The sequence below is a fragment of the Tardiphaga sp. 709 genome (assembly GCF_032401055.1).
GTDB lineage: Bacteria > Pseudomonadota > Alphaproteobacteria > Rhizobiales > Xanthobacteraceae > Tardiphaga.
In genome coordinates this window covers 5,492,419-5,506,351 of record NZ_CP135529.1, presented here as the reverse complement: position 1 = coordinate 5,506,351, position 13,933 = coordinate 5,492,419, and the positions used below count along the sequence as shown (strand labels likewise).

Sequence of the window (13,933 nt, the reverse complement as noted above, 5' to 3'; positions counted from 1 at the left end):
ACTGCCGCCGACGATGCAGACGCTTGCGCACGCCCGCGAGGCGCGCAATGTGTCCATCCCCTGACGGCCTCACCTGCCGTCATCACCACACCGGATGGACGATCCCATGACGCGGCTGCGCTGTGCAATTCTCGACGACTACCAGAACGTGGCTCTGACGCTTGGTGACTGGAGCGCACTCGCCGACCGCATCGAGATCACCGTCTTCGACAAGCCGTTCGCCTCAGCGGACGAAGCGGCTGCAGCGCTGAAGGATTTCGAAATCATCTGCGCCATGCGCGAGCGTACGCCATTTCCGCGCGCGATGTTCGAGGCGCTGCCGAAACTCAAGCTGCTGATCACTTCCGGCATGCGCAATGCCGCGATCGATTTTGAAGCCGCCAAGGTTCATGACGTCACCGTCTGCGGTACCGCGATGGTGGGCAATCCGACGGCCGGCCTGACGATCGGCCTGATGCTGGAACTGACCCGCAAGATCGGCTTTGAAAACGCACGCATGAAGGCGGGCAAGCCCTGGCAGGTGACGGTCGGCGAGGACATCGAAGGCAAGACGCTCGGGATCATCGGCCTCGGCAAGCTCGGCAGTCAGGTCGCTGGCATCGGCCGCGCGTTGGGCATGAAGACCATTGCCTGGAGCACCAATCTGACGCCCGAGGCCTGCGAAAAAGCCGGCGTGACCTACGCGACCAAGGAAGAACTGTTCGCCCAGGCCGACATCATTACGATCCACCTCGTGCTGAGTGATCGCTCGCGCGGATTGGTGTCACGGGCGGATCTCGCACGCATGAAACCAACCGCCTATCTCATCAACACAGCACGCGGCCCGATCGTGGATGAAGTCGCACTGCTCGAGACCTTGCAGGCCGGGAAAATTGCCGGTGCAGGTGTCGACACCTATTCCCATGAACCACTGCCGCTCGACAGCCCGCTGCGCAAGCTCGACAACGTGGTGATCACGCCGCATCTCGGCTACGTCACCGCCGAAAATTACAAGCGGATCTATGCAGAGATGATCGAGGGCATCGGCGGCTGGTTGAACAGCGCCCCCGTCCGCAAGCTCAACTGACGCAAGCGTTCACTGCATAAAAGAAAATGGGCGCCGTGTGATCACACGGCGCCCGTTTTCTCGAAATCAGCTGAAAGAAATCAGCGAATGCTGACCGGAGCCGGTAGCGGCTGAACGGATGTCGGCTGGGTACCGGGCAGCGGCGCTGGAGCAGCGCTGGCGCTCGGACCGGGCACCGGCTGCGCGGAAGCGGTCGTTGCCGGAGCCTTGCCCGGCATTACCACCACGCGGGTACCGACCTTAACGCGCTCGAACAGATCCGAGACGTCGTCGTTGAGCATGCCGAAGCAGCCCGACGACACCGACTTGCCGATAGTCGACGGCTGGTTGGTGCCGTGGATACGATACACGGTGGAGCCGAGATACATCGCGCGGGCACCGAGCGGATTGCCTTCGCCGCCGGCCATAAAGCGCGGCAGATAGGGCTGACGCTCGATCATCTCGGTCGGCGGATGCCAATCCGGCCACTCAGCCTTGCGAGTGATCTTCTGCACACCATTCCAGGTGAAGCCGTCACGGCCGACCCGGACGCCATAGCGCATCGCGCGGTTGTTACCGAGCACATAGTACAAATAGAAGTTCGGCGTATCGACGACGATGGTGCCTGCGGGCTCCTTCGTGACGAAATTGACTTCCTGCCGGCGGAACTGCGGCGGCAACTGCGCCGGACCGGTTTCTGGCTGATCTTCCGGAGGCAGTGAAGCCACCATCACGGAGCTGCCATTGGCGCCCAGACCCTGCCCCTGAACGGAGCCGGTCACAGGGGCACCCTGCCCGCCCATGCCTTCAGGCGGACGCACTGCGCCATCACCGTTGCCACGGTTCGAATAGACCACCGCCGGCGGCGCCATCGGGCGACCGTAACGCGGGTCGTCGGGCGACATCACCGGGCCCTGCGGCATGGCGCGATCGGAATAAACCGGGGCAGCACCAGCAGGGCGACCGTAGCGCGGATCATCCGGAGACATCACTGGGCTCTGGGGCGCAATTCCGGGCGCGGACAGCCCCGTCATCGGCCGACCACCGCGAGAGGGCGGCGCGTCATCTTCGTCGAGTGCGTCAAAGTCCGGCATGGCGTCCAGCGCGCGATCGGCGCGCGAATTGGCCGGATAGCCCCCCGGGGGGTAGTTGGGGTCGGCCGGGATCGAATAGCCGCTTGGCGTGCCCACAGGATAGCCCTGCGCCACCGCAAGCGAATGACCCGCGACGCTACCGAGAGCCACGGTCGCCAATGTCGTCAAAACACGCTTGATCATCATTGCCCTTGTATAAGCTCAAGCAAAAACCGGAACATGCTGTGAGATCGCGCAGGATAGCGGCGCATTCAAGACAATTCCGGAAAAAAGCTTCCCATTTCGGTCATATTCGCGAGATCACACGCCGGCGTGGCTATCTTGCCTCACCCCCGCTGAAATCACTGCTCAGGAATGCGTCCTCTGTTGTGCATCTCACTTTTTAACAAACGGTTCCTGAGGCCGTGCGTTATCCTCAAATGGTCCTGATTCGCGACGCTTTGGCGGCAGCCGATTCTGCGGAACGGGCCGCTTCCAGTGTTGTCACCGCGTCCCCGTCGTTCGAAAGCCTTCCACGGTCTGTCCGAAGGCGGAACTGCCATTCATGCTTCCGGGTTTCCGATTTCTGTTCGCAGCCGTCCTGCTCACAGTCTCGTTGGTGGTCTTCGGCCTTGGTGCCGCAGCCCTGCTGCGCTCTGCCCATCAGGAATTCGCGACCATTCCGACCAGGCGCGCGGCGCCGACCGTCTTTGCGCAGCCGCCCGTCGAAGCTCCGCCGACATTGGCCATGCTGCGCGTCGAGGCAGCAGCCCCCACCCCTGAGACTGTCGCGCCACCAGCGGTCTCCGTGACATCCGCGGCAGAACAAGGGCCCCCCATCGCGGCTCCCGCGGAGCCGGAAAAGATCGCCTTGCCCGAGACCGCCGCGCCCTTGTCGACGCTGGCCGCACCGGTTGTCGAGATTACTGCCCCGGCGGCGGCGACGCCGAAGCCTGAAGTTGCAACGAAGTCGGAAGCAACGAAGATCGAAGAGCGGGAACCTCTAACGACGGTTGCCGTCGCACCAGCGACCTCCGTCGAACCAGTTGCTGCCCCTCCCCCCGAGCCTGCCACCATTCCAGCACCAGCCGCCGCAGCAGAGGTTGTAGCAACGCCAGCGGGGCCACAGCCAACAGCCACGCTGACCGATGACGACGCAAGATTGTCTTCGACGAAAATTGCGATGCTGGGCGGACCGCCCGTCGATACCGAGTCGGTTCCACTGCCGAAAGCGAAGCCTGCTGCAGAGCCCGCCAAGAAGATCGTGAAGAAGCACATCGTCGTCAAAAAGCGGCGTGTGGCCGCCCGGCCTATGGCGGCTGCTGCACCACAGCCAACCGACCCGTTCGGATTGCCGGTTGCGCGCTGACCTCGACCCCGGTTACGCCGGTCCGGTCGCGACGGGCGGACCGTCGGGCTGCCCCCATTCCGACCACGAGCCGTCATAGAGCGCTGAACCGCGCACGCCGAGACGATAAAGCGCCAGCGTCAACACCGCCGCAGATACGCCCGAACCACATGTGGTGACGATGGGCTTGTCGAGATCGAGCCCCGTGCCGGTGAAGGCTGCGCGCAATTCTTCGAGCGGCTTCATCGTGCCGGTCGCAGCATCGAACAGCAGATTGTAAGGCAGGTTACGGCTGGCGGGGATGTGACCGGAGCGAATGCCCGCGCGCGGTTCAGGGACACTTCCCTCGAAGCGATTAGCGGCACGCGCGTCGATCAATTGCTCTTTGCGCGAATCCAGATTGGCAACGACCTGCGCCTTGCTGCGGATGTACGACTTGTCGAGCGCGGCGCTGAAAGTGCCAAGCTTCGGTGACGACTTTCCGGTTTCTATCGCACGCCCTTCGGCCTTCCATTTCTTCAATCCGCCATCGAGCACCTTCACATTGGCGTGGCCGTAAGAGAGGAACATCCACCACGCCCGCGGCGCCGCGACCCAGCCACCCGCATCATAAGTGACGACCGTATCATCAGAGGAAATGCCGAGCGCGGCGATGTCGCGCGCGAACTGGTCAGCATCCGGATACATATGCGGCAACGGCACGGAGTGATCGGAGATCGCATCGACGTCGAAGAACACCGCGCCCGGAATATGCGCGGCGAGATAGTCATCGACCGGCAGCGGCAACACGCCGGGCATCTTGAACGACGCGTCGACAACCTTGACTTTGGGATCGCCGAGATGCGCGGCGAGCCATTCGGTCGAGACGAGAGGATCTGTGGATGTCATGCACAAGTGCCCTTTTATTTTGAAACACCGTCATGGCCGGGCTTGTCCCGGCCATCCACGTCTTCACTCGCGGCAAGACGTGGATACCCGGCATTCGCCGGGCATGACGGCCGAGAGTTACGAGTTCTTCGACGCCTTCGGCTCGACCTTCTCGACCGCACCGCCGGCATTGCGCCAAGCGGTGAAGCCACCGCCCAGATGCGCCACCGGCTTCAGGCCCATATCGGCCGCGGTTTTGGCCGCCAGCGCCGAGCGCCAGCCACTGGCGCAATGGAAGATGAACTTCTTGTCTTCCTGAAAGATCGGCTTGCCATAGGGGCTTTCCGGATCGATCCAGAATTCCAGCATGCCGCGGGTGCAGGAGAACGAGCCGGGAATCTTGCCTTCACGTTCGATCTCCCGGGGATCGCGGATATCGACGATAACGACATCCGGGCTTTCCACCGCTTTCATTACATCCTCGACGCTCATGGTCTCGATCTGCGCGTTGGCTTCGTCGAGCAGCGCCTTGTAGCCGCGGGTAATCGTCTGCGTCATGCTTTCCGCACCAGTTCCTTCATTGCGCCTTCGAGACCTTCAATCGTCAGCGGATACATCCGTTCCGAGAACAGCCGCCGAATGATGGTCGTGGACTCCGAGTAGTCCCAGTGCCGCTTGGCGACAGGATTGAGCCACACCGCATTCGGATAGGTCTGCGTGATGCGCTCCAGCCAGACCGAGCCTGACTCTTCGTTCACATGCTCGACCGAACCGCCGGGCACCATGATCTCGTAAGGCGACATCGAGGCATCGCCGACGAACACGATCTTGTAGTCATGGGCATATTTGTGCAGCACGTCCCAAGTCGGCGTGCGGTCCGTGAAGCGACGTTTGTTCTGCTTCCACACGCCTTCATAGAGGCAGTTGTGGAAGTAGAAATACTCCATGTGCTTGAATTCGCTCTTCGCCGCCGAAAACAGTTCCTCGACTTGCTCGATATGCGAATCCATGGATCCGCCGATGTCGAAGAACACCAGCACCTTGACCGCGTTGCGCCGTTCCGGCCGCATATGGACGTCGAGATAACCGTGATTGGCGGTCTCCCGAGATCGTGGTGTCGAGATCGAGCTCATCGGGCGCGCCGGTGCGGGCAAACTTGCGCAGACGGCGCAGCGCCACCTTGATGTTGCGGATGCCAAGCTCGACGTTGCCATCGAGATCCTTGAACTCGCGCTTGTCCCAGACCTTCACCGCGCGCCGGTGGCGGCTCTTTTCCTGGCCGATACGGATGCCTTCGGGATTGTAGCCCTCAGCGCCAAACGGTGAGGTCCCGGCCGTGCCGATCCATTTGTTGCCGCCTTGATGACGTTCCTTCTGCTCTTCAAGGCGCTTCCGCAGGGTTTCCATGAGCTTGTCCCAGCCCATGGCCTCGATCTGCTTCTTCTCTTCCTCGGTGAGATATTTCTCGGCGAGCTTCTTCAGCCACTCGGCCGGAATCTCCGCCTTCTCCATGGCATCGAGCAGGCTTTCCAGCCCCTTGAAGACCGTGCCGAACACCCGATCGAACTTGTCGAGATTGCGCTCGTCCTTCACCAGCGCTGCGCGGGACAAATAATAGAAATTCTCTACCGACTGATCTGCGAGGTCGGCGTCGAGCGCCTCCATCAGCGTGAGATATTCGCGCAGGGTCACCGGGACCTGTGCATCGCGCAGCGATGTAAAGAATTGCAAGAACATGATTGACAGATTGCCCGACCACCCGCGTCCGTCAAGGGCCGGATGTGGTAGAAGCCTACACAGCTCCGTGGCTCGCCATCGCGGCGCACATCCGAAATAAGCGAGATTTGTCAGTCAAACCGGGGCGAATTCCGCTCCGCGGCATGGTGAAGCAATCACTTTTCAGATTGCAGGTATTTGTTTCAACAATTCCCGCGTCAGTAACCACGCAACGCGGTGTCCCGCCATCGGCGGGCATTCTTAGCTATCGTGAAAGCAACGACGGCCATGGTGATGGCCTGTTTTGCAGTCAACATAGAACCGAATGACCGTACCCACGACACTGACCAGCAGTTCGCCGAGCCGACTCTCCGCGCCAAGTGTGATCGTCACGCTGTTCGTGCTGGCGATGAGTGCGTGCGTGCTCGGGCTTGTCGTCTGGAAGGCGCTCGATGCCCGCCAAGCCGTGCTGGCGCAAAGCGAGACCGACAGTCGAAACCTCGCACATTCGCTGGTCGAACATGCTTCGCGCTCGATACAGGCCATCGATATCGCCGTGAGCGGGATGGCAGATCTGCTGAAGTACCAAAACCCGCAGCCGGATCGCTTCAACACGTTTCTGGCCAATACGGCGAATGCACTGCCACAGCTCCGCGAAATCGGTGTATTCGATACGCTGGGGAACTGGCGTTATTCCTCGTTGCCGGAAACGCCAACGCACAATAATTCCGACCGCAACTATTTCACCTATCATCGCGATCACACCGACTCCAATATCAGGATCAACGCTCCCATCACGTCGCGACTAACCGGCCGCACGTCAATCATCCTGTCGAAGCGGATCGACGGGCCCGACGGCACCTTCAAAGGTGTGCTGACGGGCGCAATCGACAACCAGTACTTCAGCGATTTCTACAAGACATTCCAGATCGGCGAGAGCGGCGGCATCAGCCTGATCCGAAGCGACGGCATACTGCTGATTCACTGGCCATCGATGGAGGTTGGGAAGGATCTCTCCGGAACTCAGCTCATTCAGACTCGTCTGAAACACAGTCTGGCAGGCTTCTACAAGATCGATTCGCCATTTGACGGCATCGCCAAATATTTCAGCTACGAGCAAACTACGCAGTATCCGCTGATCGTCACGGTCGCGATTCCGGAAGATCAGGTGCTGGCGATATGGAAGAGCAATCTGCTCTCCGACGTTATCGTTGCTTCAGTCCTGCTCTGCACCGTGATCCTGCTCGCCGCCCTGCTATCGACCCAGTTTCGCTTCCGGCTCAACATGGAACACGCGCTCCGCGAGCGCGAGTCCCACTATCGCCTGCTTGCCGACAACATCGCTGATGTCATCATTCTGCTCGATCGCTTCGGGAACATCGTCTTCGTCTCGCACTCGGTCGAACTCGTCCTGGGACACAGTCCGAACGAGCTGCTCGGGCGGTCCTGCTTTGAACTGGTGCATCCAGACGATGTCGAAACCGTGAAGGCTGCCAGCGCGCAGCTTACAGATCTCACCGCAAACCGCACAGTGATCTTCAGGACCTATCGCCACGACAAGTCACTGGCGTGGGTAGAAGTAAACTTCAAGCTGGCCATGCGCGCGACGGATCACGAAAAGGTCGAGATTGTCGGCGTGCTGCGCGACGTCACCTTGCGCAAGAGGATGCAGGACGAGTTGACCGCGCTGAATTCCAAACTCGCCGAACTCGCGACCACCGACGGGCTGACGGGACTGGCAAACCGGCGCACGCTCGACGGCTTTATGCGCCGCGTTTATGAGCAGCATGAGCAGCTGTCGGTGCTGCTGATCGATGTCGACAACTTCAAGGGCTATAATGACAGCAACGGCCATCAGGCCGGCGACGAATGCCTGAAACGCGTCGCATCCGTCATCGCCGACGCCACGATCAATACGCCGGCATTGTCCGCACGCTATGGTGGCGAGGAGTTCGCCATCATTTTGCCGGACGTATCCGAGGCCGATGCGATCACTATCGCGGAAGCCCTGCGCCTTCGGGTCAGGGCATTGGAGATTCCAAATATGGCATCAACCCGTGGCCACCTGTCGATCAGCGTCGGCGTCGCCAGCCGGAACAGCCTAACATCGAACGAAGCCGTCCTGGTCGGCGAGGCCGATCTGGCGCTTTACGAGGCCAAACGACGTGGTCGAGATTGCGTTGTCGCCAATTCGGCGCTGCAACGCGAATATTTCAGCGCGGGCTTTTCGCACAACGGCTGATCCGCCCATTGCCGCCAGACCGCCCGGCTTTTCCCCGCCATGATATGTTCTTCGTCATCGCAAAAGGTCCCGCGAAGTGCCCGGAATGGTGGCTGGACCTGACCAATAATTCAATTAAACTTCGCCCGGAAACGTGCCGGCTGGCCAAATTGGCCGGACGGCTGATGATCACAACAGGAATGGCGCGTCACTTGATGTCGCCCGCGAAGGATTGATCCATGGGAATTCTCGCAGCATTGCTGATCGGTGCCATTGCCGGCTGGTTGGCCGGGTTGATCGTTCGTGGCGCCGGCTTCGGCCTGCTCGGCAATATCGTGATCGGCATCATCGGCGCACTGGTCGCTGGCTGGCTGCTGCCGCGCCTGGGTGTGAGCCTTGGCGTCGGGGCGATCCGCGACATCATCAACGCCACCATCGGCGCGGTGATCGTGCTCGTCATCCTGTCGCTGATCCGGCGCTAACGTCGCATCCCCTCACTCTGCGATCGCCTACCGCGATTCCTATCATTTCGGCGGCGCGCGTCCGCGCGACAAGAAGAACAAGGCAAAGTCTCCATGAAATTTACCGGCACCGAAAACTACGTCGCGACCGATGATCTCAAGGTCGCGGTCAATGCCGCCATCGTGCTCGAACGCCCGCTGTTGGTGAAGGGCGAGCCGGGCACCGGCAAGACCGTACTGGCCGAGGAAGTCGCCAAGGCGCTGGGCGCACCGCTGCTGACCTGGCACATCAAGTCGACCACAAAGGCGCAGCAGGGCCTCTACGAATACGATGCCGTCTCGCGCCTGCGCGACAGCCAGCTCGGCGATCCCCGCGTCTCGGATATCGGCAACTACATCAAGCGCGGCAAGCTGTGGGAAGCTTTCACCCACGCAGAGCGACCGGTGCTGCTGATCGACGAAATCGACAAGGCCGACATCGAATTCCCGAACGACCTTCTGCTCGAACTCGACCGCATGGAATTCCATGTTTACGAGACCGGCGAGACCATCAAGGCGGCAAAGCGCCCGATCGTGATGATCACATCGAACAACGAGAAGGAATTGCCCGACGCGTTTCTGCGCCGTTGCTTCTTCCACTACATCAAGTTCCCCGACATCGACACCATGAACCAGATAGTCGAGGTCCACTTCCCCGGCATCAAGCATCGCCTCGTCGCCGAAGCGATGCGTATTTTCTTCGAGGTGCGCGACGTGCCCGGCCTCAAGAAGAAGCCATCGACGTCGGAACTACTCGATTGGCTGAAGCTGCTGGTCAATGAGGACATGTCACCGGAAATGCTGCGGGAGCGCGACCCGCGCAAGCTGATCCCGCCGCTGCATGGTGCGCTGTTGAAGAACGAGCAGGACGTGCACCTGTTCGAGCGGCTGGCGTTTTTGAACAGACGGGAAGTCTGATCCACCATCGAGGTATACAGCCTTCACGGAAAACCGCCCTTACCGGCGGTTTTTTAATACCTATTCGCAGGTATTAGCCAATTTCAGTATACATAAATTGGTTCTCATCCTTATTTTATTGGAGTATCGTCCCTTCAAATGCCGCTCTTGTATACAGACAGGACTCAAGAATTGCACCATGGAGGAACACGATGCCCGCTTCATTCCCGCTGAACGCCTGGTACGCCGCCGCCTGGGATGCCGACATCAAGCACCAGCTTTTCCCGCGCACGATCTGCGGCAAGCATGTGGTGATCTACCGACGCTCCGATGGCGGCGTCAGCGCGCTGGAGGATGCCTGCTGGCACCGATTGGTGCCGCTCTCCAAGGGACGTCTCGAGGGCGACACGGTGGTCTGCGGCTATCACGGCCTGAAATACAACGCGCAAGGCCGCTGCACCTTCATGCCCTCGCAGGAGACCATCAATCCCTCCGCTTGCGTGCGCTCCTATCCCGTGGTCGAGCGGCATCGCTTCATCTGGCTGTGGATGGGCGACCCGGCGCTGGCGGATCCGGCACTCGTGCCGGACATGCACTGGAATGACGATCCGGAATGGGCCGGCGACGGCAAGACGATTCACGCGAAGTGCGACTACCGCCTCGTGGTCGACAATCTGATGGATCTCACCCACGAGACCTTCGTGCACGGCTCCAGCATCGGTCAGGACGACGTCGCTGAATCTCCTTTCGATGTCACCCATGGCGACAAGACCGTCACCGTGACGCGCTGGATGAAGGGCATCGAAGCGCCGCCATTCTGGGCCGCGCAGCTGCGCAAGCCTGGCCCCGTCGATCGCTGGCAGATCATCCACTTCCAGGCGCCGAGCACGGTGAATATCGACGTCGGCGTCGCACCGGCGGGAACCGGCGCGCCGGAAGGCGATCGCTCGCAGGGCGTCAATGGCTTCGTGCTCAACACCATGACGCCGGAAACCGAGACCACCTGCCACTATTTCTGGGCCTTTGTGCGCAACCACCGCATCACCGAGCAGAAGATCACCACGGAAATCCGCGAAGGCGTCTCTGCAATCTTCCGCGAGGACGAGATCATTCTCGAAGCGCAGCAGAAGGCGATGAACGAGAATCCCGACCGCGTCTTCTACAATCTCAACATCGATGCCGGCGCGATGTGGTGCCGACGGGTGATCGACCGCATGGTGGCGAAGGAAAGCACGCCACCCAAACTCCAGGCGGCAGAGTAAAATCATGAGCGAACGCGATACCGAACGCTCCGTCTCGCAGACCGTCCGCGCGCAGCTCGCACTGCGCGACATGATCCTGTCCGGTACGCTGCGCCCGGGCGAGCGCATCAGCGAATTGCAGGCTGTGGATATCACCGGCGTGTCGCGCACGCCGGTGCGGCTCGCGCTGGTGCGGCTGGAGGATGAAGGCCTGCTGCAGGCGATCCCGTCCGGCGGCTTCATGGTGAAGGCGTTTTCCGAGCGCGACATTCTCGACTCGATTGAGCTGCGCGGCACGCTGGAAGGCCTCGCCGCCCGCTTCGCTGCGGAGCGCGGCGCCAGCGCGCGCAATCTCGAACCACTGAAGGAATGCCTGTCCGATCTGGATCAGTTGGTGCGGCAGGATCCGATCTCGGTCGAGGCCTTTTCAGCCTATGTCACCATGAACGCCCGCTTCCATGCGCTGCTGACCGATCTCTCCGGCAGCGCGCCGGTGATCCGGCAGATAGATCGTGTGTCGGCGATGCCCTTTGCCTCGCCCAGTGCCTTCGTGATGGCGCAGTCGGCGCTGCCGGAAGCGCACAACATCCTGCTGATCGGCCAAGAACATCACCGCATCGTCGTGGATGCCATCGAAAATCGCGAAGGGGCACGCGCTGAGGCGATCATGCGCGAACACGCGCGGCTCGCCGTGCGCAATCTGCGGCTGGCACTGCGCAATCGCAATCATCTCGATCTGCTGCCTGCACTGGCATTGCTGACCTCGACACCGGCGGATTGACGGAGACCTTTCATGCGTTTTGCAGAACACTGGATGGGATGCCGCGTCGAGGCCACGCGTAATGTGGCGCCGAACATTCGCGAGATCACGCTGAAGCCGGATACACCGCTGCCGTCCTACCCTCTCGGCAGCCACATCAATGTCAGCCTCCTGATCGACGGCCAGCCACAGACGCGATCCTATTCGCTGGTGGGAGAACGCAGCAACGAGTTGCTGCGGATCGCTGTGCGGCTGGCACCGGATAGCCGTGGCGGCTCCAAAGCCATGTGGGCATTGCAGGCCGGCGCGCGGCTGGAGATCTCCAGCCCGTCATCGCTCTACGACATCGACTGGAATCGCGGGACATACTGCCTGATCGCTGGCGGCATCGGCATCACGCCGATCACCGGCATTGCCGCAGCGCTCCACAGCAAAGCCATCGATCTGCAGCTGCATTATGCGGTGAAGGCTCGCAACGAAGCCGCCTATCTCGATGAACTATCGACGCTGCTCGGCGACCGCCTGACGGTGCACGCCAGCCTTGAAGGTGCTCGACTGGATTTCGACGCGACCTTTGCCGCCTTGCCTCCCGATGCCATCGTCATCCTCTGTGGCCCGATGCGGATGCTGGAAGCGGCCCGGCGCGCATGGAACGCCGCCGGGCGCGCCCCCGCCGATCTGCGCTATGAAACCTTCGGCTCCAGCGGTCTCCTGCCAACCACGGAATTCCGCGTTCGGCTGAAGGGCAGCAGCGCGGAGATCGTTGTTCCGCAGGGTCGCTCGATGCTGGCAGCGCTCAACGACGCCGGCTTCGAGGTGATGTCGGACTGCGAGCGCGGCGAATGCGGCGTCTGCGCCATCGACGTGCTCGCTGTCGACGGCGAGATCGATCATCGCGATGTCTTCTTCAGCGATCACCAGAAGAGCGGCAACACGAAGATCTGTCCCTGCGTCTCGCGCGTCGTCGGCACGGTGACGGTGGATACATTGTATCAGCCGGACGCTGTCTGACCGTCAACGTTCACCGCGCAGCGACGCAATCATCGACATGATCGCGAGCAGGATGACCACGGCGCCATAGACATAGGCCACGACGGCCAGTCCGGCATATGGCACAGCCACGCCTGCAGCGAGTGCCGGCAGGCTGAAGGCCAGATAGGACAACACATAGAACGCCGCCAGCAAACCGGCGCGCTGATGCGCCTCGGCGGTCGGCAGCAGCGTGCTCAGCGAGCCGGCGAATGACGCGCCGAAGCCGAAACCTGCTATCACCGAACCAGCAAACAGCATCGCAACGCTGTGCTGCCAGATGCCGAGCAGCGAGACGAGGACGCCCAGCGACAGTGCGGCCGTGCCAATCACCAGCAACCGCTGCGCCGGAAGCTGCCGAAGGGCGGCCACGGTCAGTGCTGCGGCGAGCATCAGGGTCGCGACCACGACGCCGCCGAGCCAAGGCGCGGAGACGCCCATCGTTGTCGCGACCACCGTGGGCATCAAGGACAGACTGAAGCCGCCCAACGCCCATGTGGCGACGGTGGCCGGTGCAACGCGCAGCAGCGCGGCGCGCGACTGGCTGGGCACGCGCACATGCGGCCGCAGCGAGGCCAGCGCGCCGGATTTGCGCGACACGGTCTCGGGCATCACGAACAGCAGCGCAATCATCACGGCCGTCAACGCGAATAGAACCTCATAGACCAGATGCAGCGGATCGGGCGCGAAGGTGACGAGCGCCGCCGCGCCGAGCGCGCCGACCATCAGGCCAAGAAAGGCGGTAACGCTGTTGAGGAGCGGTCCGCGCTTGCGGTCGGTATCGAGGATCGCAGCGCCCAATGCCGTTGTCGCCGTGCCAACGCACAGGCCCTGTACGGCACGCGCGAGGATCAATTGCCCGACGTCACTGGCATAAGAGAACAGCACCATCGCGATGGCATTGAGCAGCAGACCGCCGAGAATGACCGGACGGCGTCCGACATAATCGGACAGGCCGCCGACGGTCAGCAACGCCGCCAGCAGGCTGATCGCATAGACCGCGAACACCAGCGTGATCATCAGCGGCGAGAGGTGCATCGACTGTTGGTAGAGCCGGTACAGCGGCGTCACCGCGCTACTGCTGGCCGCGACCAGTGCGGCCCCGGCGAAACTGAATGCCGTCATGGCCGACGGCTTGAACACCCAACCGGCTCTGGCGGGTGATGCTTGAGCATTGGAAACACACGTCTTTTCGGCGCTGCCTTGCATAGCTCATTCCTAAAAGCTAAATAGTTG

The 13,933-nt window shown here is 61.5% G+C and carries 12 protein-coding genes and 1 pseudogene; 8 read left to right on the top strand and 5 right to left on the bottom strand.

The features are described 5' to 3' along the window. The first annotated feature begins 106 nt into the window (after positions 1-106). The gene (locus tag RSO67_RS26560; protein WP_315841278.1) at positions 107-1,066 is read left to right on the top strand and encodes a D-2-hydroxyacid dehydrogenase family protein; all 960 of its coding nucleotides are present in this window, start codon (positions 107-109) and stop codon (positions 1,064-1,066) included. 80 nt (positions 1,067-1,146) lie between these two features. Here the strand turns inward: RSO67_RS26560 and RSO67_RS26555 are convergent, their stop codons facing one another. After that, entirely contained in the window at positions 1,147-2,325 is a 1,179-nt protein-coding gene (locus tag RSO67_RS26555) for a L,D-transpeptidase (protein WP_093760602.1), read from the bottom strand. A gap of 358 nt (positions 2,326-2,683) precedes the next feature. On the opposite strand from RSO67_RS26555, the gene RSO67_RS26550 reads away from it, so the two are divergent. Continuing rightward, positions 2,684-3,487, top strand: coding sequence for a hypothetical protein (locus tag RSO67_RS26550; RefSeq protein WP_315841277.1), 804 nt, complete (start codon positions 2,684-2,686; stop codon positions 3,485-3,487). A gap of 12 nt (positions 3,488-3,499) precedes the next feature. Here the strand turns inward: RSO67_RS26550 and sseA are convergent, their stop codons facing one another. The 3 genes and pseudogenes from sseA to RSO67_RS26535 form a co-directional block, all read right to left on the bottom strand. Further along, entirely contained in the window at positions 3,500-4,354 is an 855-nt protein-coding gene (sseA, locus tag RSO67_RS26545; protein WP_315841276.1) for a 3-mercaptopyruvate sulfurtransferase, read from the bottom strand. Between the two features lie 117 nt (positions 4,355-4,471). Continuing rightward, the gene (locus tag RSO67_RS26540; RefSeq protein ID WP_315841275.1) at positions 4,472-4,891 is read right to left on the bottom strand and encodes a rhodanese-like domain-containing protein; all 420 of its coding nucleotides are present in this window, start codon (positions 4,889-4,891) and stop codon (positions 4,472-4,474) included. Beyond that, positions 4,888-6,070, bottom strand: a pseudogene (locus RSO67_RS26535) (vWA domain-containing protein). The gene RSO67_RS26540 and the pseudogene RSO67_RS26535 overlap by 4 nt, the downstream one beginning before the upstream one ends. Before the next feature lie 304 nt (positions 6,071-6,374). On the opposite strand from RSO67_RS26535, the gene RSO67_RS26530 reads away from it, so the two are divergent. The 6 genes from RSO67_RS26530 to RSO67_RS26505 all read left to right on the top strand — a co-directional run bounded on the left by RSO67_RS26530 (position 6,375) and on the right by RSO67_RS26505 (position 12,679). Then, on the top strand, positions 6,375-8,291 hold the full coding sequence (locus RSO67_RS26530) for a diguanylate cyclase (protein WP_315841274.1): 1,917 nt from the start codon (positions 6,375-6,377) through the stop codon (positions 8,289-8,291). Between the two features lie 218 nt (positions 8,292-8,509). Next, a complete protein-coding gene (locus RSO67_RS26525; protein WP_068732215.1) occupies positions 8,510-8,752 on the top strand; it encodes a GlsB/YeaQ/YmgE family stress response membrane protein in 243 nt (80 codons plus the stop codon). A 93-nt stretch (positions 8,753-8,845) separates the two neighbouring features. After that, complete coding sequence (locus RSO67_RS26520) at positions 8,846-9,688, top strand: AAA family ATPase (RefSeq protein WP_068732213.1); 843 nt, start codon at positions 8,846-8,848, stop codon at positions 9,686-9,688. Between the two features lie 191 nt (positions 9,689-9,879). Next, positions 9,880-10,929: an aromatic ring-hydroxylating dioxygenase subunit alpha gene (locus RSO67_RS26515; protein WP_315841273.1), complete on the top strand. Its 1,050-nt coding sequence runs from the start codon at positions 9,880-9,882 to the stop codon at positions 10,927-10,929. A 4-nt stretch (positions 10,930-10,933) separates the two neighbouring features. After that, on the top strand, positions 10,934-11,689 hold the full coding sequence (locus RSO67_RS26510; protein ID WP_315841272.1) for a GntR family transcriptional regulator: 756 nt from the start codon (positions 10,934-10,936) through the stop codon (positions 11,687-11,689). 12 nt (positions 11,690-11,701) lie between these two features. After that, a complete protein-coding gene (locus RSO67_RS26505) occupies positions 11,702-12,679 on the top strand; it encodes a PDR/VanB family oxidoreductase (protein WP_315841271.1) in 978 nt (325 codons plus the stop codon). A 3-nt stretch (positions 12,680-12,682) separates the two neighbouring features. On the opposite strand, the gene RSO67_RS26500 is transcribed toward RSO67_RS26505, so the two are convergent. Further along, positions 12,683-13,822 (bottom strand): MFS transporter, encoded by a 1,140-nt coding sequence (locus RSO67_RS26500; protein ID WP_315841270.1) that lies wholly within the window; start codon positions 13,820-13,822, stop codon positions 12,683-12,685. Positions 13,823-13,933 lie beyond the last annotated feature (111 nt).

What these genes read in the sequence shown, in the direction of transcription:
- RSO67_RS26505 (WP_315841271.1), top strand. Translation starts at nt 11,702, where the DNA reads ATGCGTTTTGCAGAACACTGGATGGGATGCCGCGTCGAGGCCACGCGT.
- RSO67_RS26540 (WP_315841275.1), bottom strand. Translation starts at nt 4,891, where the DNA reads ATGACGCAGACGATTACCCGCGGCTACAAGGCGCTGCTCGACGAAGCC.
- RSO67_RS26550 (WP_315841277.1), top strand. Translation starts at nt 2,684, where the DNA reads ATGCTTCCGGGTTTCCGATTTCTGTTCGCAGCCGTCCTGCTCACAGTC.
- RSO67_RS26530 (WP_315841274.1), top strand. Translation starts at nt 6,375, where the DNA reads ATGACCGTACCCACGACACTGACCAGCAGTTCGCCGAGCCGACTCTCC.
- RSO67_RS26520 (WP_068732213.1), top strand. Translation starts at nt 8,846, where the DNA reads ATGAAATTTACCGGCACCGAAAACTACGTCGCGACCGATGATCTCAAG.
- RSO67_RS26560 (WP_315841278.1), top strand. Translation starts at nt 107, where the DNA reads ATGACGCGGCTGCGCTGTGCAATTCTCGACGACTACCAGAACGTGGCT.
- RSO67_RS26510 (WP_315841272.1), top strand. Translation starts at nt 10,934, where the DNA reads ATGAGCGAACGCGATACCGAACGCTCCGTCTCGCAGACCGTCCGCGCG.
- sseA (WP_315841276.1), bottom strand. Translation starts at nt 4,354, where the DNA reads ATGACATCCACAGATCCTCTCGTCTCGACCGAATGGCTCGCCGCGCAT.
- RSO67_RS26500 (WP_315841270.1), bottom strand. Translation starts at nt 13,822, where the DNA reads ATGACGGCATTCAGTTTCGCCGGGGCCGCACTGGTCGCGGCCAGCAGT.
- RSO67_RS26555 (WP_093760602.1), bottom strand. Translation starts at nt 2,325, where the DNA reads ATGATGATCAAGCGTGTTTTGACGACATTGGCGACCGTGGCTCTCGGT.
- RSO67_RS26515 (WP_315841273.1), top strand. Translation starts at nt 9,880, where the DNA reads ATGCCCGCTTCATTCCCGCTGAACGCCTGGTACGCCGCCGCCTGGGAT.
- RSO67_RS26525 (WP_068732215.1), top strand. Translation starts at nt 8,510, where the DNA reads ATGGGAATTCTCGCAGCATTGCTGATCGGTGCCATTGCCGGCTGGTTG.